This is a genomic window from Steroidobacter flavus (assembly GCF_042651805.1).
Taxonomy (GTDB): Bacteria; Pseudomonadota; Gammaproteobacteria; order Steroidobacterales; family Steroidobacteraceae; genus Steroidobacter; species Steroidobacter flavus.
This window is the reverse complement of record NZ_JBHSDU010000015.1, coordinates 1,098,650-1,117,982: the sequence shown is the minus strand read 5'-3', so window position 1 is coordinate 1,117,982 and position 19,333 is coordinate 1,098,650. Positions and strand designations below refer to the sequence as shown.

Genomic DNA, 19,333 nt, shown 5'->3' with positions numbered 1-19,333 from the left:
CGAGCTTGTCCGCCCTCGGGCCGAGCATCGTGCAGCACCGTACCGGCGCGTCATGGCTGGTTGCGGTGTTGTTCACGTGCTGTTTCACGTTGTCGTATGTGGATCGGCACGTCATCAGTCTGCTGGTCGAGCCGATCAAGTCGGCGCTGACCTTGAGCGACACCCAGATCGGGGTCATTCAAGGGCTGAGCTTTTCGGTGTTTTATGTGCTCGCCAGTTTGCCGCTGGCGCATCTGTCGGATCGTGGCAATCGGCCTCGCATCATCACGGCGTGCATCGCTGTGTGGAGCTGCATGACCATGCTCTGCGGTCTCGCCGCCAACTTCTGGCACTTGCTGCTGGCTCGCATCGGTGTGGCGGCGGCAGAGTCGGGGTTGCCGCCGGCCGCCTTGACAATGATGGCCGACACGTACGAGCCCAAACGTTTAGTGCGTGCGACATCGATCTTCATGCTCGCTCCCTATCTCGGCGGAGCGATTGCGCTGGTCGGTGGTGGTGCGATTTACGCCGCCGTTGCGCAAACGCCATGGCCTGCGATTCCAGGCATCGGGCAACTGGACTCGTGGCAGTGGGTTTTCATCATGGCGGGTGCACCGGGCCTTCTGGTGGCCTTGCTCGTGCTGTGGTTGTTGAAGGAACCGAGGACCGCTGAAGCGAGCAACAAAGGCGAGGCAACCGTCTCGGAGCTGCTGACGTTTCTTCGAACTGACTGGCGGCCACTCATGGCGTACATCGTGGCCACCGCACTCGTCGTGTTGCTGTTCAACGCCCAGGTCGCTTGGGTGCCTGCGGCTTTGATGCGCGCTCACGGCATGGACACGCATACGGTCGGTGTCATGTTCGGTCCTGTGTTTCTCGTGTCGGGAGCCATCGGCACCTTGGGCGCGGGAATGTTGTTGGGCAGGGCGCACGGCGATGTTGTGACCAATACGATTCGCTTGCTGCGAGTGTGTTTGATGGTGGCGCTGCCGGCGGCAGTCATCGGGCCGCAGATTTCTTCCGTGTGGATTCAGCTGGCCGTCGTCGGTGTTTCGCTTCTCTGTAGCAGCGCCATTCTCGGGATGTCGACGGTGCCACTGCAGTTCATTACGCCCAAGCCGTTGCGAGCGCGGATCATGGCGCTACAAGGACTGGTGTGCGCGTTGATCGGTACCGGTCTCGGGCCGCTGCTGGTCGGCGTGCTGAGCGATCAACTCAGTTCCTTTGCTTCCCAATCGTTGACGGTCGCGCTGTCGGTCATCGCGGTCGGCACCGTTCCTCTGTCTTATCTGTTGCTGGGGCGAGCTCTGCGACATTTCGACGGCTCCGCTCAAGCATCGCGTTCGGAGCGTAGTGCTCTGTTCGGTCATCCGCCCGTGCCCGTTCCCGAGGAGTAGTTTATGAGTCAAGGCACCAGCAGCGTTCGCGTCGATAACAGCGTCGCGCAGCGGTTGATCGAGCACATTCGTAACAAGACGACGGATACCGCGCCGTCGGAGCTGCGCATTCCCATCGATCAGTTTGTGAATCCAGCTCGAGCGGAGGCCGAGATCGCGCTGCTGAAATCGTTGCCCGTGATCGTTGCGCACGTGTCCGAGCTGAAAGATACGGGCAGCTATGTGACCCGCGAAGTGCTCGGCGTCGCGTTGCTCATCGTGCGCCAGAGCGACGGCACCGTAGCGGCGTTTCACAACATGTGCCGCCATCGAGGCGGACGGGTGGAGCAGGCGGCGGCTGGATCGAAGCGCGTGTTCATGTGCCAGTATCACGGCTGGGCCTACAACTCCGAAGGTGGCAACCTGCGGCATGTTCCCTATGAGGAATCCTTCGGCACCATCGACCGGTCCTGCAATGGCCTGAAGCGATTCACGACCCATGTTCGACATGGCTTCGTGCTGGTCGAGCTGTCGGGTGCGCCGGGCCGCTCCATCGAGGAGTACTTCGGGCCGGAAGTCGATGCGGAGCTAGCGCCGTGGGGGCTGGAACGCTCGCAGATCTTCCTGGACAAGTCCTTCACGCTCGACATCAACTGGAAGCTGGTGATGGACGGCGCCGTGGACAGCATGCATCCCCAGTTCCTGCACGTGGGCGGCGTGGGCAAGCTCGTGGCCACTCACACCGCTGTGTTTCAAGCCTATGGCCGACACGGCAAGTTGTTTCAGCCGCGTCGCAAGCTCGAGCAATTGGTGAGAGAGGGCGCTGAGCTCGAAGGCAGCTCCAAGTACATCAGTTCGCTGCTCCTGCTGTATCCCAACGCACTGATCATCGGTGCGCCCGATCATGTGGAGTTCTGGACCGTGTGGCCGGTGCCCGGCAATCCAAACAAATCCACGGTGCACATTCGTTTCCTGGTGCGTCCGGAAATTCTGAGCCCGGAGATGGAAAGCCGGATCAACGCCAGCTGGGACATTCTGTCCAACGCGGCCCAGAAGGAAGACTGGCCGATGGAAGAGTTCATTCAAAAGAATGCGCAGGCAAATCCCGACGGCACGTTCGTGTACGGCAAGAACGAGCGCGCGGCTCAGCACCTGCACTGGCAGTTGATCCAGGATCTGGGCAACGGCACGACTTGAGCGCATGGCCGGCTACGATTTTCTGCGAGGTTTGAAGGTCCTGGAAGTGGCGCAACTGGGGCCGTCCAGCCTGGGCGGTTACCTCGCCGACATGGGCGCCGAGGTCATCAAGATCGAAGGCGCCGACGGCGATCCGGTCCGTCACACGGGGTCGCCGGCAGTGAGCGCGCCCGATGGCGTCGGCTTTCTACACCTGCGCTGGAATCGCGGTAAGAAAAGTGTCGGCGTGAATCTGGACAGCGAGCAGGGCCGTGTTGTTTTCCGGCGCCTGGCCGCGAAGTCCGATGTCGTGATCGAGGGCATGCGCGCGGGATATCTCGAGCGACTGGGCCTCGGCTTCGAGACGCTGCGAGCCGACAATCGCAAACTCGTTTTCTGTTCGCTGTCGGGGCTCGGCAGCACGGGCCCTTATCACACACTTGGCTCGCACGCGCCGGCGTTCGATGCATTCGCGGCACTGTCGGCCACCAATCTGTACGCGTTGACGAGTGCTCAACGAGCCAAAGCCGATTGGGCGCCCATCGGAATGAATGCCATGGGCTTGAATGCGGCCTTGGGCACGCTCGCCGCCGTCATCCGTGCGCGAGCGACCGGGGAGGGCGCGTCGATTGAAGTGACCGGGGCGGAATCGGCTGCGCATTGGCTGCCGGACGGTGTCGATCGGGCACTCAACACGGGGCAATTGCACCAGCGTCCCGGCTTCCTGCACGAGGACGGCAAGATGATTGGCTGGCCACGCTTGCATGCCTACGAGACGAGCGATGGCCGTCAGATTTTTTTCCAGGCGACCCGGCCGAAATTCTGGGAACGATTTTGTCGAGCGGTCGAGCGTACCGATCTGCAGACGGTCGACGACGAGCTCATCTTTCGCGAGCTCACGGCGATCTTCCGTACCCGACGCGCGAGCGAATGGATGGAGCTGTTTCTATCCAAAGGCATCGCGGGCGGTCCGGTCAACACCGTCGAAAGCCTCGCAACCGACCCGCATTTCCTGGCGCGCGAGAATGTTTATGAAGTTCGTGGCCCCGATGGCAAGCCATTGCGCCTGGCCGCGACGCCCGTAAAGACGCCGGGGCAGTCCTTCGCGCCTGCGCTGGCGCCGGGGCAGTGGCAACACACGCAGCAAGTGCTGACTGATGTGCTCGGCCTCGGTGCCAACGAAATGCGCGACTTGCTGGATCAGGGCGCGATTTATTCCCACGCAGCTCGCTGAGAACGTCCCATGTCGATCAATCTTCACAACATGCTTAGCTTCTGGGCCACGCGCTGGCCGCAGCGACATGCGATTCGATGCGCCGGCCGCGATATGACCTGGGGCGAGCTGCACCGACGCAGCGATGAGATCGCCGCGGGCTTGCATCGGATCGGAGTTCGTCACGGCGATCGCGTCGGCATCCTCATGCACAACCGGGTCGAGTTCATCGAGTCGATGCTCGGCGTCATCAAGGCGGGCGGGGCGGTTACGCTGCTCAATGTCCGCTTCACGCCGCGTGAAATGGTTTACCCGATCGTCGATGCTGGCATTGGCGTCGTGATTACGGAGCCTGCGCTTGCGGATCTGTTGTCTGAAGCGGAGCACGAACTTCCGAAGTTGCGGGTCTACGCGGCCGATCCCATTGACGGCTGCGGTTTGCTCGACGATCTGCGGATTTCTGGTGCCACGGCGCCTGATTTGCAGATCGGTTCGGACGACGTCGCGCTCGTTTGTTATACGTCAGGCACGACGGGCTTTCCCAAGGGCGCGATGCTCACTCACGGCAACATCCGTGAGTCCGCGCTGGCTAGTAACATTCCGTCGGGCATGACGTTCGCCGATCGTTTGTTGGTGTCGTTGCCCTTGGCGTACACCTGGGCGAGCTGTCAGTACCTGCGCGAAGCCATCGTGACTGGCGCGACCGCGACGATCATCGAGCCGCGCAGCGATGTCGACAATCTCATCGATCTGCTGGCGGGCGAGAAGATCACGGCGTGGTCGAGCGTGCCAGTGTTGTTCGAGCGGATCTCGAACAGCCCGCGCTTCGGCTCGGTGGATTTTTCCAATCTGCGTCATGCCGTGACGGGTGGCGCGTCATTGCATCTACTGCGTTCCTGGCAAAGCCTCGGCGTGCCGATCACCCAGGCCTATGGACTCACTGAGACCGCCGGACATGTGACGTTGCTGTTCGCGGACGATGCCGAGCGCAAGCTGGGCACGACCGGGCGACCGGTGATGAATGTGGATCTGCGAATCGTCGATGAGCAGGGCGCGGTGCTCGAAGCCGGCCAGACCGGCGAGATTTCGGTTCGCGGACCGACAGTGATGAAAGGCTATCTCAACAAACCTGAAGCCACCGCGACTGTGATGGAAGCGGGCTGGCTACGAACCGGCGACATGGGATTCTTCGACGACGAGGGTTTTCTCAAGGTCGTGGACCGAAGCAAGGACATGCTCAAGTCGGGCGGGTTGAATGTTTATCCGGCGGAGCTGGAGCGAGTGCTCGCCGGCGTGCCCGGCCTCGAGGAGTTCGCGATCATCGGGGTGCGCGATGAGCGGTGGGGCGAAGTGCCGATGATCGTCGCACACGGCAGTCGGCCGCTCGATGTCAGCAAGTTAAAAGAGTGCTGTCTGCGCGAGCTGGCCGACTACAAGCGACCCAAATATGTCCTCGATCACGGCAAGCCGCTGCCGAGGACGATTTCCGGAAAAATTCTCAAGCGGGAACTGCGCCACGATTATCCCACGGCGCCCGCGAGCGCGACCTCGCTTCGAGACTGACGATCATAGCTGCTCGAGCGATTCGATCGGGCGAACCTCGATGCCGCCGCCGAAGATCTCGCCCAGATGCGTGCCCGGGTGGAGGCGGGCGATGCGGACCGCTTCGTCCATGTTCTCCGCGTCGACGATGAAGAACGCGCCCCAGGGTTCCTTCGTCTTCTCATAGGGGCCGGCCTCGTCCGTGACTCCGCTCTTGTCTGCGCGCAGCGTCCTGAAATCGTTCGGCAGGGCCAGCGACCCGATCATCGACACCTTGCCCGAGGCCTTGAGCCGGGCGTCATGGGGCGCGCAAAGCTCGCCGATCTTCTGGAAATCGCCGGGCTGAAGCTTGGCGAAGCCTTCCAGGTCGTAGTAGCAGACACAGATGAATTTCATGACCTCTCCCTCGGATTAACTGGTTGCACTCTGCAAGCGGTTGCGACTCTACCCAGACCAGTTGCACAATGCAACCAGTATGAGTGCCAAGATCGATCCCGCCGCCTTGCCCGTGAAATCCGGCTGTGCCATCAACCTGGCCACCGAGGTCCTTGGCGACCGCTGGAGCCTGGTGGTGCTCCGGGACATGATGTTCGGCAATGTCCGGCACTTTCGTGAGCTGCTGAGTAACAACATGGAGGGGATTGCGTCTAACATTCTGTCGGCGCGGCTCAAGCACCTCCAGGATGTGGGCTTGATCAGCTGTGCGCCGGATCCCACCCACAAGCAGAAGTTGATCTACAGCCTGACGGAGGCCGCGATTCAGCTGGTGCCCGTGATGGCGACGCTCGGCGAGTGGGGCCGGCGACATCTGCCCGTCACGCACGAGCTCAGTATTCGCGCGCGTTTGCTGTTCGAAGGCGGCCCGCCGATGTGGGAAGAATTCATGGAAGAGCTGCGCGAGCTGCACCTCGGCCGGCGGCGAGCCGCACGGGCCGGCGCGGGGCCGGGTGTTTTGCAACGTTTGAATGACGCGTATCTCGCCGCGTCGAAGAAGAGTCGAGCTCGCTGACGGGTTTCGAAATGCTGACTGCTGCTACTTATTCCATCGCCATGCGTTCGTACGGGACGCAGAGCACCGTCGATACTCACAACTACTCTCAGTTGGTGTTGCCGTTGGCGGGCGAGCTGTCGATGGACATCGCGGGACGTGGAGCGATTCTGGATCGAACGGTGGCCGCCTATGTCGAGGCAGGGTCCCGGCACGATCAAGTGAGCGATGTGGCCAACCGGGCGCTCATCCTGGATCTGCAGCCTCGCGATCTCGATGCCCGAGCTGCGGATCGCCTCGCTTCGCGCCCGTACATGTCGATGACGCCGGAAGCGACCAACCTCATCGACTATATGGGAGCGTCGCTCAACAAAGGGCGCGTGCTTCCTCACAAGTTGCAGCTCTGGGTTCCCTTATTGGTCGATGCGCTGCTGGGCGACGAGCCGCAAACGCCTTCGCGCTTGGCTTCGCTGCTCACCGCTATGGAGTCCGATCTGTCCAAGAACTGGACTGTGGACATCATGGCGGAGCGGGTGGGTGTCAGCGCCAGCCGGCTGCACGCTATTTTTCAAGAATCGCTCGGCAAGTCGCCTCGTGCCTGGCTCATGGATCTTCGCTTGCAACAGGTCTGTCGCTTGCTGACCAACACCGAGCTGTCGATTGCTGAGCTGGCATATCGCTCCGGCTACGCGGATCAAAGTGCGTTGACCCGGGCCATGCGCAAGGCGACTGGACTGACGCCCGCGGCCTATCGCCGGCAGACAAGAGTCCGGGACTAAACCGCAAGAGTCTCGGTCAAGACCAGGTGCCCGCGCTCGTCCTATCTTGCGAGCATGGGTAACGATCGGCGGACAATCGCAGGTGTCGCATGTGGCATCGGTGCTGGCGCGCTCTGGGGACTGGTGTTCCTGGCGCCGGAGCTGGTACGCGAGTTCAGCGCGTTACAGCTGACCGTCGGCCGCTATCTATTTTACGGATTGTTCTCGGCGTTCCTGATCGCGCCTGTCTGGCGAACGCTCGCACGGAAGCTGGGGCGGCGCGAGTGGATTGCGTTGGGTTGGCTGGCGCTGGCCGGCAACACGCTTTACTACATTCTGTTGTCGAGCTCAGTCCGGCTGGGCGGGATTGCGATGACTTCTCTGATCATCGGGTTCCTGCCCGTTGCGGTCACCATCATCGGCAGTCGTGACCAAGGCGCAGTGCCACTGCGCCGTCTGATCCCATCACTGACTCTCAGCGCACTTGGCGCAGTTTGCATCGGATGGCAGGCACTCGCTGGGCCGGCATCGGGGGCCGTTACGAAACAAGTGATAGGGCTGCTCTGTGGCATGGGCGCGCTGGTGTCGTGGACATGCTATGCGGTGGGGAACAGCCGCTGGCTGGCGCGACTCGAGCACGTGTCAGCTCATGAGTGGAATTTGCTCACCGGCGCGGTGACCGGAGCGCAAGCTCTGTTGCTGATTCCATTCGCACTCGTTCTTTCCACTGCGTCTCACACGACGCTCGCCTGGACGAAGCTTGCAGGCGTTTCGGCTGGCGTGGCTATCCTCGCCTCGATGCTCGGCAACTCGTTATGGAATCGCATGAGCAAACTGCTGCCGCTCACGCTGGTCGGGCAAATGATTCTGTTCGAGACGCTGTTTGCGCTGCTCTACGGCTTTCTTTGGGAGCAGCGCTGGCCGACCGCGCTGGAGTGTGTCGCGTTCACGCTGGTGGTGCTCAGCGTCGTCTCCTGTCTGGCCGCGCATGCCAAGTCACATGCGCGGCCGACCACAGAACCGATCAGGTCTTGCTCTTCAGCCAATGCATGACCTGCTCACGCAGCATCGGTAACGTCACCGAACCATTCTCCAGCAGCACCGTGTGGAATTCGCGAATGTCAAAACGCGGGCCCAAGGTTTCCTGCGCCTGCTTGCGAAGCGCGAAGAATTCCAATGCGCCAGTGTCGTAAGCGGTGAGCTGTCCGGGCCACATGGCGACGCGATCCACTAACGCCTTGGCAGTGTTGTCGTCGAAGCGACCGCTCTCGGAGACGAACTTGACGGTCTGCTCGCGCGTCCAGCCGAGCAAATGAATGCCGGGGTCGACGACCATGCCGCGTGCTGGCCATAGGCGTCGATTCGCGAGGGCGTAGTTGGAGCTGTACAAGCCCATTTCTTCCGCCAGCGCCTCGGCGTAGCGCGCCCAGCCTTCCACGAATCCTGAGTTGCCGACCAATCGCGTGATTGGATGAGCGGCGGGCCGCTCGGTCGCGAGTGCGAGCTGCAGGTGATGACCCGGGTACGCTTCATGAAACGCAGTGATCTCGGCGTTCGCTCGGGTCGTCTGCTTATAGGCAAACAGCGAGATGCGATACATCGCAGGCCGGCTGCCATCCTCAGCCGCGGGCCAGTAGCTGTCGCTGGCGGTCTGTTCCAGAAAATCCGGGTAGGGCTCGACGATGACTTCCGCTTTGGGCACGCGAGCGAACCACTTCGGCATGTGATCTTTCGCGCGCCCCACCGCGGCCTGCGCGTACTTCTGCAACTCGTCGCGGCTGGTGAAGTGGTTCGCGGGGTCCTGTTTCAATCGTTCCAGCAACGTGGGCAGGTCGTTCGCCTGGAAGTCCTTCTTGCCGATCGCGAGGGCGGCGGCCAGATTCCGCTCCACTTCGCGACGCCCCAGCTCGAATGTTTCCTTCGCGGGTCGATCCAGCGTCGTGTAGTTGCGGAAGGACGCCTGATAGCATTGCTCGCCGTTCGGATGCGCTTTGATGGCGATGGATTCGCGCGCTTTGCCCAGGTATTCGTTCTTCAGGAACTGATTGTAACGTTCGATCACCGGCTTGATCTGTTCGCTCAGCAGCGCGGCCCACGCCTTCTTGAACTCCGGCGACTCGTCGCGCGAGGCCGGGCTGTACATCGGCCATTCTTCGACGGGCTTGGCGAGGATAGCATCCAGCTGCTCGATGAACAGGCGCACATTCGCTTTTGGCGTGGTGTAACCCGCGCGCAGACCTTCGCGCAGGTTGTCCAGCTCATTGTTCAAATAGCGTGGCAACTTGCCCCAGCGAGCCAGCGCTTCCTTGCGTGCCTGCTCGGAGCCCACCGGTTGGATGGCAGCGAGCTGAGTGGTCAGGAACGGCCAGCCGGACATTTGATTCACCGGCCACAGCTCGTACTTGCACACCCGCAACTGACGCGACGATTCCACGGCTTCCCGCAGGAAGCCCAGCACGACCCACTCGGGCTGGCCGAAAAGCGCGGCGGAATCGATCTTCGCGAGCTCCTTGGACCAGCCGTCTTCCAAGGTCTGCCAACGTTTCAGCGCGGCCAGCGAGTTGTCGCTCAAGCCATCCTGATGTTCCACCGTCATGCCGCTGAACACCGCCGCCTCGGGGAAATTCTTCACGTACTCGGCAACATAGTTGTCCGCGAGCGTGACCACCCGGGCCGCAGTGTTTTGATTCGGTGGCGTCGATTGCTCCGCGGTGTTTGCAACACCCGCCCACAAGGTAAACATTGCCGCTACTGTCGTGTTCAACGTCTTCACTAGCATCCCCCGTGCGTGCTTTATCCACGCATGGTAGCAGCCATCCCCGTAAATTCCTCGATCAACCGCGCGCATTCTTTCGGCCGGGATTGCAGGAGCAGGTGAGGGCCTTCGACAGCTTTGACGGTTGCGCCCGGAAGCGCTTCGATGAGTTGGTTGTAGCGCGACGGGCTGACGAGACGATCGCCCGTCGCACGCAGGATGAGTATCGACGTGCGGATGTTTGGGCAGAGCGTGCGGACCTGCAGCGCCGCCAGCACGTTGATGCGTGCAGCCACTGTGACGGCTGGCATGGACCGAACCACTGCGAGTGCTTGATCCATGAGCGCTGGGTCACAGCCATCGTCCAGACAGAATCGTTGCAACATGGCCCGTTGGCCAATTTTCAGTCCGAATGCGGCAGGCGGAACGAAGCGCGCCAGTTTGGTGAGCGACCGGAACGGACTCTCTACGAACGTGGCACACAGCACTGCTCGTTGAATCTTGGTGGGGTGTCGCGCCATCACGGCTAATGCGACAGGGCCGGAGAAGGATTCTGCAACCAGCGTCGCGCCACCCTGGTCGGGAAGCGCGGCGCTGACTGTGTCCACGTAGTCATCGAACGTTCGTTCATCGCGATAACGAATGACCGTGGTTGGATATTGCGTGGACAGCGCAGTGGTCAAAGGGCCGAACATTTCACCGGTGCCGTCGAACCCAGGCATCAATATCATCGGAACAATACTCGCCGGCTACTGCCGTTGAATCTCAGGATACCAGCCACTCTTCGCAAGAAACGCTTTTGCGTCGCTCACTTCCAGGAGGTCGCGAGATGCCTGGGCTTAGTCCGCTTGGGGCGCGACTGGTTTTATGACGCGCATTCTCGCAAACAGGTTGCGCGAGTCGCCACTAATGTCCGACGGTTTTATTCAGCGATTTCCGGGCACGGACGCGCCGCGAGCGGCGGAACAGATAGACCACCAGGATGACTGCGGCCACGAGGCAAAGGATCGGCGCGAGTACGGCGAGCACCGAAATCGTCGCGGCACTCGCGGTCTCGGCGGTGCTGACGACCGGGTTGCCCAACCCGCCGGTGAGCGCGGTGCTCTTGACCCGGAACAGGGCGGCTCCGGCTTTGGTGAGGCCGGCGATGCCCCCGCCCGCAATGAGCGCGATCGGCCATCGGGCTTCCGGAGGCAGATCGACCATAACCGAAGCGCTGGTCACCACGCCGGCCACCACCGCCAACGGACCGGCGAGCACATCGAGCAGATGGTCGACGCCTGGAATATAAAACGCCGCTGTTTCCAGCACGGCCGCCGTTCCCAAAGCAATCAATGCAGGCGTGCTTTGCAGCCAGGAGAAAGAGTCGATCAACGGGATGTAGCCGGCGCGGGCCGCCAGGCCGGCCACGAGTAACGGCACAAACACACGAAAGCCGGTGGCCGCGGCCAGGCCGATGCCCAGCGCGATGCTGAAAAGCGTGTTCAGCGAGATGTCCACGGTCAGTAAGGACCTGGCGGGAGATTCGGTTCCCGCAGTCTATCCCAGCCGACAACGATGGATCACCTAGGGTTGCTGTCGCTGGTCCCGCTGACGTAGCTCGGCAACTCGCGAGGCAGTCGAGCTGTGGCGTCGGGTTGAATATGGATGAGCCCGAAGCGCTTGAGCAGCTTGCGAAGCACGTTACGCGACATGCCCAGCAACTTCGCGGTGTGCACCTGGTTGTGGCCGCAGAAGACGAACGCCCGGCGCACGGTCAGTTCCTCGAGGCGTCGATGCAGATTCGGTGGCGGCTCGTAGAACAATCGTTGCAGCTGAGTCGAGATGAGATCGAGGGGACCGGCGTTCGCGGCTGCGCCGAACGAGCCGGGCAAGTTCGCAAATCTCAAATCTCGAGACTGGATCTCGCCATCCGACGCCAGCAATACCGCGGCGTGCACCACGTTCTCGAGCTCGCGAACATTCCCCGGCCATGGATGGTGTTGAAGGGTGCGTGCCGCTTCGGGAGCCAGGAGCGGAGGCGTCGCATTCAATCGGCGGCTGTACACAGAAACAAAGTGCCGGGCGAGCGGCAACACGTCGCCGGGACGATCGCGCAACGGCGGCAGGTTCACTGTGATCACATTCAGTCGATAGAAAAGGTCGGCTCGGAAGCGTCCGGCCGCAATGGCTTCGGGCAGATCGACATTGGTGGCCGCGACCAGCCGCACGTCGATGGCAATCGGCTTGCGCGAGCCCACTCGCACGACCTCACGTTCTTGCAGAACTCGTAGCAGCTTCACCTGGAGCGCATGAGGCAGATCGCCGATCTCATCGAGAAACAACGTGCCGCCGTTGGCGGCTTCGAACCAGCCCGCGCGGGAATCCGTGGCGCCGGTGAATGAGCCGGCCTGATGGCCGAACAACTCGGACTCGGCCAGCGATTGTGTCACCGCGCCGCAGTTCACCGCAATGAACGGCCCCTCGCGTCCGCTGCGAGCGTGCACGTGACGCGCCAGCAATTCTTTGCCGGTGCCGGTCTCGCCGACGATCAGGATCGGCGCGTCGGCGAGCGCGACCCGGTTCATTTGATGGAGTATCTGTTGAGACTTGGGGTCGTTGAAGATGACGGCCTTGTCGATCTCCAGTCCCCTATCGTTTCTGGTTGTCACTTGAACGCATCCGATTTGCCAGTGCGTGCAGTATCGCTGTGTGTCTCAGCGAAGCAAAAGGCAGTGTATGCATTTGCTCATAAGTGCTGAACGCGTGCTGTGCCAAGGGCAGCAGCTCGCTGTTTCGATTGGAGCAGTGAGTTACGAACGGTGATGAGTTCGTTACTGAAAACAAACATCGCCGCTGAACCGAACGAGTCACGCAACAGCGGGCCGCTGACTCAGGTGAAACAGCTGTATACCTTGGCCGCCGAGGCGTCGGCTCGCTATGACGATATGTGATTTTTTCATGATGCGCGCCGGAGCCTGATAACTACGGGGTTTGAACGCTGTCGGGAGGCGCCGGGCGGGCGCGTCGGGTTCGCTGGCATAACGGTTGCTCTCTGTAGCCGCCTGTATGTTCACGCGGATTACGAGAGTCATGTTCAACAGAGCTTCGAGAGTTTCCAGCCACCGACAAGGGATATCCACCGTAGCCGCGCGTGCGCTGCTGCCGTGTGCGCTGTGGATGAGCGGTGTTTCCTATGGTCAGGATGTCGAGAGCGAGGCGGAGACTTCAGAGGGTGAGGCGATCCGCGTCGCGGCGGCAGACGCACGCAGCGTGGAAGCGGGAACGCTCGCTACCGTCGTGGTCACAGCGCGTAACCGCGAAGAGAAGCTACAGGATGTGCCGCTGTCGGTCTCGGTCGTCAATGGCGAGCAATTGCAACGGCTCGAAGCGGTTGATCTGAGCTCGTTCGCCAGTCGGGTCGCGAACGTGTTCGTGCAGCGGGACAATCCTCAGCATCGAGCCGCGTCGATTCGCGGTATCGGCATGATGAGCAACACGCACGCTCAGGATCCGAGCGTCGGCATCATCGTCGATGGCGTCAACTACGCCTATAACCCGCTCGCCGCGAGCGTCGAATACACCGACGTTGCGTCGCTCGAAGTCACGCGCGGCCCGCAGGGCACGTTGATGGGGAAGAACGCAACGCTGGGCGTGATCAACGTCATCACCAAGCGGCCGTCCTTCACCCCGGACGCCAGCTATTCGCTGGGCTACGGCGACAACGAAACGTTTATCGGCAGAGCGTCCGGCGGCGGCCCGCTCATCGACGACGTGCTGGCCTGGCGCGGTGCTGTGTCGGTGCAGAGAGGCGCGGGGCCGTACGACAACAAATATCGCAGCCCGGACGACACCTACGTCAACACCGATCGCGTGTCCGGCCGTGCGCAGTTGCTATGGCAGCCCACCGACGATTTTTCGGCGCGACTCAGTCTGAATGCTCAACCCCGCACCACGGACAACTCCAATGGTTCCGAGTTGCATACACCGACGCCGACGTTCTACGCGGACGGCAGCCCGAATCCGCGCAGCTCCGACGCGTCGACCCGACTGGCGCGGCGCTGGTTCGACCAGTATCAGGACTTCGATTACGAGCGCGATTACCTGAGCAACAAATATCACTTCAACGACGGGCAGGGACCGCAGGTCACCGGCAGCAAGGGCGCGTCGTTGGAGCTGAACTGGAAGCGCGACGGCTACACGCTCACCTCAGTCAACGCGTACAACGACTATCACTTCAATGCACGCTACAACGACGAGGGCACGCCGTTCGCCATCCAGATCGGCAGCGGCAATCTGCATGACTACCGGCAGGTGAGCCAGGAGCTGCGCCTGAGCTCGCAGATCGGCAACTTCGTCGACTATCAGACCGGCGTGTATTACATCAACACGCGCATGAGAGATCAGGGATCTCTCACCGTTTACGGTGCGGACGCCGGTGCCTGGTACGCGAATAACAGCCAGTACACCACGCTGGATCGGGACGCGGCCGGCCGCTACCTGATGCAGAACTCCATCGATCACTTGGGGATCGTCGGCAACCCCAAGCAGGACCTGGACAACACCAGCCAGGCCGTGTTCGGGCAAGCGAACTGGCACTTCACGCCGGCGCTGACGTTGACCACCGGGCTGCGCTTCACTCGCGAAGATCGCAAGACGTCGCACACCACGTCCTATATCTATTCGCAGGGCTATGCGCCGGAGCTCAATCCGGTCTCGGTCAACGGCGTGCAGCTGGGCGGATTCGCATCGACGTCGACAGGTGCGTTGAATACCACCGATCCGGCGCAAATTGCCGTCGCGAATGCAGTGGCGCTGAAGTATTTCGGCGTCGCTACCTACGCGGCGCTCAGCGACGCGCAGTTGCGTCAGGTCGCCGCAGCCAAATCGCTTCGTGCCGCTCGTATCGGCAGAGTGTGGAACGACTACACCCCGCCGGCCTGGAAGGACACGCAACCCTCATTTGTCGTCAGCCCGAGCTATCGCATCAACGACGACGTGAACACCTATGTTTCCTGGCAGTACGGCGAGAAGGCCGGCATCTCGCAGGCGAGATTCGGCGTCTCGGCGCCCGCGAACGCCGAGAAGAACAGTTCATATGAGGTCGGAGTCAAGGCGACGCTGTTCGATCGAACCTTGACGCTCAATGCCGACGTGTTCGTCACGGACATCAAGGACTATCAGCAGGCGGTGCAAATCTTCGATGAGTACACCACCAATCTGAATGCCGACGGCAATCTCTATTACATGTCGGCCACCGGCAATGCCAACAAGGTCCGGGCCAAAGGACTGGAGATCGATGGTTCTTACGAGGGTATCGAGCATTTGTCGATCCGCTTCGCCGGCGCCTACAACGATGCGTACTACCGCGATTTCCCCAACGCGGGCCAGCCGGAGGAGCGGGGCAATCTGGCGCTTCCGTATCGCGACGCTTCCGGTCTGACCTTGCCGGGCGCCTCCAAGTACACATTCAACGTCGGCGCGGACTATCGCTATCCCATCTTCGATCGCAGCGAATTCCGCTTCAGCTTCAACACCGCCTACATGAGCAAGTACAAGTCGGATGTGGCTCTGTCGGACTACAGCTGGATCCCGGGTCACAGCATCACGGACCTGTCGCTGGGCATCGCCACCACGACCCTGCAGAACAATGAATTCGAAGTCAGCCTGTTGGTGAAGAACGTGTTCGACGACGACACGCCGTTCAAACAAACCTGGAACCTGGTCACGCCGGCGGACCCGCGTTGGGCGGCCATCGTGGTCAGCGGCAAGTTGTAAGGAGCTCATGACATGTCTGTGTTGAAGAATCTTGCGCGCGGCGCGTTGTCGCTGAGCCTTGCTGCGGTCACGGTGGTATTTGCGGCGGATCCACCGCCGGCGCGTGCCTGGTGGGCATATCAGCCGCTCGCCTCAGTGGGCGTTCCTGAAGTGAAACATCGAGACTGGGTGCGCACGCCGATCGATGCGTTCGTGCTGGCCAAGCTCGAGGAGAAACAACTGCAACCTTCGAAGGACGCCGATCGCGCCGCGTTCATTCGTCGAGCCACGCTCGATGTCTGGGGCGTGATTCCGACGCCGGAGGAGGTGGATGCATTCGTCAGCGACCGCTCTCCGCAGGCGTATGAAAAGCTCGTCGACGGATTGCTCGCGTCGCCGCGCTATGGCGAGCGGCAAGGACGTCGTTGGCTCGATCTCGCGCGCTATGCCGACAGCGTCGGCTATACCAACGATGAAGATCGTCCCAATGCCTGGCGGTATCGCGACTATGTGATTGCCGCCTTCAACGATGACAAGCCCTACGATCGATTCATTCGCGAACAAATTGCCGGCGATGAACTGTGGCCGGAGGATCAGCAGGCACTGATTGCGACCGGCTTCCTGCGCTACTACCCGGACGACAGCAACTCCCGCGACCTGTATCTCAAGAAATACGACAACACCACCGACATGACCGATACCGTCGGCACGGTGTTCCTGGCGCAGACCGTGGGCTGCGCCCGTTGCCACAATCACAAGGTCGACCGGATCTCGCAGAAAGAATATTTCCAGCTGCAGGCGTTCTTCGCCAACACCAGCGCCCGCGATGACATTCCGGCGGCGAAAGGCACCTACGAGCTGGAGTACGACAAGCAGCAGGCAATCTGGCAAGAGGCGACCAAGGACATTCGCGCGCAGCGTAAGGCTGTGCTCGACGAGGTGCGCGCGAAGGCGGAGGCACATTACATCTCGCGCTTCCTCGACAATACGCGCGATTCGCTGAACAAGCCGGAGGAGCAGTGGACGCCGGACGATCGCTGGGTCAACAACCGCAACAAGATCTATCGCACCGAAGGCAATCTGGCCGACTACCTGGAGGATTCTCAGGATCCCGCCGACAAGGAACGCCTGGCGCGTTACAAAGCGCTCAACGACCAGTTGAAGAAGTTCGATCATCTGCGTCCGAAGCGCGGCACATCGAACTCGATCTCGGCGATCACTGAGCTCGGTCATCCCGAGGCGCCGGCCACTCATTTGTTGTTCACTGGCTCGTTGGACCAGCCGCGCGATGAGGTGCAGCCGGGCATCCCCGCGATTCTCAATGTGAGCAAAAAACAGCTGGCGATTGCTCCGACCCAAACGTCGTCGGGCCGCCGCACGGCACTGGCCGGATTCATCGCCGATTCGACCAGCAGCCCGCTCACCGTGCGCGTGTATGTCAATCGCGTCTGGGCACAGTACTTCGGTCGCGGCATCGTGAACACGGTCAGCGACTTCGGGCGCGCCGGCGAGGAGCCGACGCATCCGGAGCTGCTCGAGTATCTGGCGAATCGATTCGTTGCCGATGGGTGGAGCACCAAGAAGCTGCATCGGCAGATTCTGCTGTCGAGTGTGTATCGACAGTCCTCGGCGTATCGGGAGGATCTGCAGTCCGCCGATCCCGATAACAAGCTCTTGGGTACGTTCCCGCGCATCCGTCTGGATGCGGAGCAGATCCGCGATTCGCTGTTGGTCGCTTCCGGGAAGCTCAATGAGACTCGCGGTGGCCCGAGCGTTTTCCCGCCGATTCCGGCCACCGCGGTGACCGACAATCGGCAGGGACGATACGACTGGCGTGCCTCGGTCGATGAGAGCGATTACAACCGTCGCAGCGTTTATATCTTCACGAAACGTAGCCAGCCGTATCCGTTGCTCAACACTTTCGACATGGCGTCGGCCGATGTCGTCCACAGCAAGCGCGAGACGACGACGACGCCGTTGCAATCGTTGGTGCTCATCAACAGCGACGCGGTGTTCGACTGGTCGCGGGCGCTGGCCGGCCGGGTGTTGAGCGAGGCGGGCTCGAAACAATCGGAGCAGTTCGAGCGGCTGTATCGGATTCTGTATGCCCGCTCGCCGGACAAGTTCGAAAGCAATGCCCTCGCGCAGTTCTTGAATCAGCAGGAAGCCGCCATTCGTGCGCAGCTGCCCAGCGGTCAGTTCGCCGTGGCCTTGCCCGTCGGGCTGAAGAACGACCCTACACCCTCGAGCGATCCGGTGCGACTCGCTGCGTTCGTCGACCTGACGCATTCGCTGGTCGCCGCCAACGAATTTGTCTATCGCTATTGAAACACCTGGCAAGCGGAGAACTGTCGAGTATGAGTATCAAGAGCAAGTCGCGCAGAGCATTTCTCGCGCATACTTCCCAAGGATTGGGTGCCGTCGCGCTCGGCGGATTGCTGGGGCCTCGGGCGTTCGCGGACGCGGTGGAGGGCGCGCCGGCGCTGAATCCGCTGGCACCGAAAGCCCCGCATTTTGCGGCCAAGGCAAAGTCAGTCATCTGGCTGCATATGGCGGGGGCGCCGAGCACCGTCGATCTGTTCGATTACAAGCCGGAGCTGGTCAAGCTGGCCGGTCAGCCGGTGCCGCAGTCGTTTCTCACTGGCATTCGCACCAGCACGACCGGTGGCGTCGGTAAGTTGATCGCCACCAAGCGCAGCTGGAAACAACACGGCGAGAGCGGCGCCTGGTTCTCGGATCTGTTACCGAACCTGGCGCGGCAAGCCGACGATCTGGCCTTCATCAAGTCGAGCGTCACCATCGGCGCCACCCACAATATTTCTATTCTCAAGCTCAACACCGGCGAGTTGAATCCGGGACGCCCGTCGCTCGGTGCGTGGGTGCAATATGCGCTGGGCACGGAGAATCCCGACCTGCCGGGTTACGTCGTGCTGTCCAACGGCGGGCGTGGCCTGGAAGGAGGATCGGCGGTGAACTTTGCGTCCGGCTTCCTGCCGGCCGTGTATCAGGGTACGCCGTTCCAACAGGGCGACTCTCCCATTCTGTTTCTCGATCGTCCCAAGCTGACCAGCATCGAGCAGCAGCGTAACAGCCTCGATCTGCTCAAGCGCCTGAACGAGCATCGTGCGGATCGTTATCCTCACGACACCGAGCTGCGTGCGCGCATCGAGGCCAATGAGCTCGCGTTTCGCATGCAGAAAGCGGCTGCCGAGTCCGTCAATCTCAAGAACGAATCGGAAGCGACCAAAGAGCTCTATGGTTTGAACGATGCCGCTTCGGCTGCGTACGGCACCAACCTGCTACGCGCCCGCCGGCTCGTGGAGCGCGGCGTGCGCTTCATCCAAGTCGTTTCGGGCGAGTCGGGCGGTGTGAAGGATTGGGACGCGCACAACGAGATCGAAAAGAATCACAGCGCGATGGCGCGCATGGTGGACAAGCCGGTGGCCGGCTTGCTCGCCGATCTCAAATCGCGCGGGCTGCTGGAGTCGACCGTTGTGGTGTGGGCGTCGGAGTTCGGACGCACGTCTTGGGGCGAGTCCGGTGACGGTCGCGATCACAATCCGTGGGGCTACACGCAATGGATCGCTGGCGCGGGTGTGAAGGCGGGCACGACGGTGGGCGCGACCGACGAGATTGGCTTGAAGGCAGTGAGCGACGTCAAAGTCGATACCTACGATCTGCACGCCACGGTCTTGCAACTGCTCGGCCTCGATCATCTCAGGACCATCTTCCTGCACAACGGCCGTGCCGAGCGCCCGACCGTGGTGTACGGCTCGGTGGTCAAAGATCTGCTGGCGTAAGCGGCGGGCC

The 19,333-nt window shown here is 61.6% G+C and carries 16 protein-coding genes; 11 read left to right on the top strand and 5 right to left on the bottom strand.

Annotation, left to right across the window (positions count from 1 at the left end; all coding sequences use genetic code 11):
- Positions 1–5: 5 nt before the first annotated feature.
- Genes ACFPN2_RS32535 through ACFPN2_RS32520 form a run of 4 tightly spaced genes read left to right on the top strand, consistent with a single transcriptional unit; the run spans position 6 to position 5,307 of the window.
- On the top strand, positions 6–1,376 hold the full coding sequence (locus ACFPN2_RS32535) for an MFS transporter (RefSeq protein WP_380604537.1): 1,371 nt from the start codon (positions 6–8) through the stop codon (positions 1,374–1,376).
- A 3-nt stretch (positions 1,377–1,379) separates the two neighbouring features.
- On the top strand, positions 1,380–2,552 hold the full coding sequence (locus ACFPN2_RS32530) for an aromatic ring-hydroxylating oxygenase subunit alpha (protein WP_380604535.1): 1,173 nt from the start codon (positions 1,380–1,382) through the stop codon (positions 2,550–2,552).
- Positions 2,553–2,556: 4 nt separating this feature from the next.
- Positions 2,557–3,765 (top strand): CaiB/BaiF CoA transferase family protein, encoded by a 1,209-nt coding sequence (locus ACFPN2_RS32525; protein WP_380604533.1) that lies wholly within the window; start codon positions 2,557–2,559, stop codon positions 3,763–3,765.
- A 9-nt stretch (positions 3,766–3,774) separates the two neighbouring features.
- On the top strand, positions 3,775–5,307 hold the full coding sequence (locus ACFPN2_RS32520) for a class I adenylate-forming enzyme family protein (protein ID WP_380604531.1): 1,533 nt from the start codon (positions 3,775–3,777) through the stop codon (positions 5,305–5,307).
- A gap of 3 nt (positions 5,308–5,310) precedes the next feature.
- Here the strand turns inward: ACFPN2_RS32520 and ACFPN2_RS32515 are convergent, their stop codons facing one another.
- The gene (locus ACFPN2_RS32515) at positions 5,311–5,682 is read right to left on the bottom strand and encodes a YciI family protein (protein ID WP_380604529.1); all 372 of its coding nucleotides are present in this window, start codon (positions 5,680–5,682) and stop codon (positions 5,311–5,313) included.
- 79 nt (positions 5,683–5,761) lie between these two features.
- Here ACFPN2_RS32515 and ACFPN2_RS32510 point away from each other — a divergent pair, with 79 nt between their 5' ends.
- Genes ACFPN2_RS32510 through ACFPN2_RS32500 form a run of 3 tightly spaced genes read left to right on the top strand, consistent with a single transcriptional unit; the run spans position 5,762 to position 8,085 of the window.
- A complete protein-coding gene (locus ACFPN2_RS32510) occupies positions 5,762–6,295 on the top strand; it encodes a winged helix-turn-helix transcriptional regulator (RefSeq protein ID WP_380604527.1) in 534 nt (177 codons plus the stop codon).
- Between the two features lie 11 nt (positions 6,296–6,306).
- Entirely contained in the window at positions 6,307–7,053 is a 747-nt protein-coding gene (locus ACFPN2_RS32505; protein WP_380604525.1) for a helix-turn-helix domain-containing protein, read from the top strand.
- 54 nt (positions 7,054–7,107) lie between these two features.
- Complete coding sequence (locus tag ACFPN2_RS32500) at positions 7,108–8,085, top strand: DMT family transporter (RefSeq protein ID WP_380604523.1); 978 nt, start codon at positions 7,108–7,110, stop codon at positions 8,083–8,085.
- On the opposite strand, the gene ACFPN2_RS32495 is transcribed toward ACFPN2_RS32500, so the two are convergent.
- The 4 genes from ACFPN2_RS32495 to ACFPN2_RS32480 all read right to left on the bottom strand — a co-directional run bounded on the left by ACFPN2_RS32495 (position 8,057) and on the right by ACFPN2_RS32480 (position 12,438).
- Positions 8,057–9,805 carry a DUF885 domain-containing protein gene (locus ACFPN2_RS32495; protein WP_380604521.1) on the bottom strand — a complete coding sequence of 583 codons (1,749 nt, stop codon included), beginning with the start codon at positions 9,803–9,805 and terminating at the stop codon, positions 8,057–8,059. The genes ACFPN2_RS32500 and ACFPN2_RS32495 overlap by 29 nt on opposite strands.
- Positions 9,806–9,825: 20 nt before the next feature.
- Positions 9,826–10,509 carry an alpha/beta fold hydrolase gene (locus tag ACFPN2_RS32490; RefSeq protein ID WP_380604519.1) on the bottom strand — a complete coding sequence of 228 codons (684 nt, stop codon included), beginning with the start codon at positions 10,507–10,509 and terminating at the stop codon, positions 9,826–9,828.
- 184 nt (positions 10,510–10,693) lie between these two features.
- Positions 10,694–11,287: a DUF4126 domain-containing protein gene (locus ACFPN2_RS32485; RefSeq protein WP_380604517.1), complete on the bottom strand. Its 594-nt coding sequence runs from the start codon at positions 11,285–11,287 to the stop codon at positions 10,694–10,696.
- Positions 11,288–11,349: 62 nt separating this feature from the next.
- Entirely contained in the window at positions 11,350–12,438 is a 1,089-nt protein-coding gene (locus tag ACFPN2_RS32480; RefSeq protein WP_380604515.1) for a sigma-54 interaction domain-containing protein, read from the bottom strand.
- Between the two features lie 153 nt (positions 12,439–12,591).
- Between ACFPN2_RS32480 and ACFPN2_RS32475 the strand changes: the two genes are divergently transcribed.
- The 4 genes from ACFPN2_RS32475 to ACFPN2_RS32460 all read left to right on the top strand — a co-directional run bounded on the left by ACFPN2_RS32475 (position 12,592) and on the right by ACFPN2_RS32460 (position 19,323).
- A complete protein-coding gene (locus tag ACFPN2_RS32475; protein ID WP_380604513.1) occupies positions 12,592–12,720 on the top strand; it encodes a hypothetical protein in 129 nt (42 codons plus the stop codon).
- A gap of 139 nt (positions 12,721–12,859) precedes the next feature.
- Positions 12,860–15,544, top strand: a complete 2,685-nt coding sequence (locus ACFPN2_RS32470; protein WP_380604511.1) for a TonB-dependent receptor — start codon at positions 12,860–12,862, stop codon at positions 15,542–15,544.
- A 12-nt stretch (positions 15,545–15,556) separates the two neighbouring features.
- Positions 15,557–17,851, top strand: a complete 2,295-nt coding sequence (locus ACFPN2_RS32465) for a DUF1549 and DUF1553 domain-containing protein (protein ID WP_380604509.1) — start codon at positions 15,557–15,559, stop codon at positions 17,849–17,851.
- A 35-nt stretch (positions 17,852–17,886) separates the two neighbouring features.
- Positions 17,887–19,323 carry a DUF1501 domain-containing protein gene (locus ACFPN2_RS32460; RefSeq protein WP_380606713.1) on the top strand — a complete coding sequence of 479 codons (1,437 nt, stop codon included), beginning with the start codon at positions 17,887–17,889 and terminating at the stop codon, positions 19,321–19,323.
- Positions 19,324–19,333: the final 10 nt, after the last annotated feature.

Bases quoted from the DNA above. Each gene is read 5' to 3' on its own strand.
- ACFPN2_RS32530 (WP_380604535.1), top strand. From the start codon at position 1,380: ATGAGTCAAGGCACCAGCAGCGTTCGCGTCGATAACAGCGTCGCGCAG.
- ACFPN2_RS32525 (WP_380604533.1), top strand. From the start codon at position 2,557: ATGGCCGGCTACGATTTTCTGCGAGGTTTGAAGGTCCTGGAAGTGGCG.
- ACFPN2_RS32520 (WP_380604531.1), top strand. From the start codon at position 3,775: ATGTCGATCAATCTTCACAACATGCTTAGCTTCTGGGCCACGCGCTGG.
- ACFPN2_RS32515 (WP_380604529.1), bottom strand. From the start codon at position 5,682: ATGAAATTCATCTGTGTCTGCTACTACGACCTGGAAGGCTTCGCCAAG.
- ACFPN2_RS32510 (WP_380604527.1), top strand. From the start codon at position 5,762: ATGAGTGCCAAGATCGATCCCGCCGCCTTGCCCGTGAAATCCGGCTGT.
- ACFPN2_RS32505 (WP_380604525.1), top strand. From the start codon at position 6,307: ATGCTGACTGCTGCTACTTATTCCATCGCCATGCGTTCGTACGGGACG.
- ACFPN2_RS32500 (WP_380604523.1), top strand. From the start codon at position 7,108: ATGGGTAACGATCGGCGGACAATCGCAGGTGTCGCATGTGGCATCGGT.
- ACFPN2_RS32490 (WP_380604519.1), bottom strand. From the start codon at position 10,509: ATGCCTGGGTTCGACGGCACCGGTGAAATGTTCGGCCCTTTGACCACT.
- ACFPN2_RS32475 (WP_380604513.1), top strand. From the start codon at position 12,592: ATGAGTTCGTTACTGAAAACAAACATCGCCGCTGAACCGAACGAGTCA.
- ACFPN2_RS32470 (WP_380604511.1), top strand. From the start codon at position 12,860: ATGTTCAACAGAGCTTCGAGAGTTTCCAGCCACCGACAAGGGATATCC.
- ACFPN2_RS32465 (WP_380604509.1), top strand. From the start codon at position 15,557: ATGTCTGTGTTGAAGAATCTTGCGCGCGGCGCGTTGTCGCTGAGCCTT.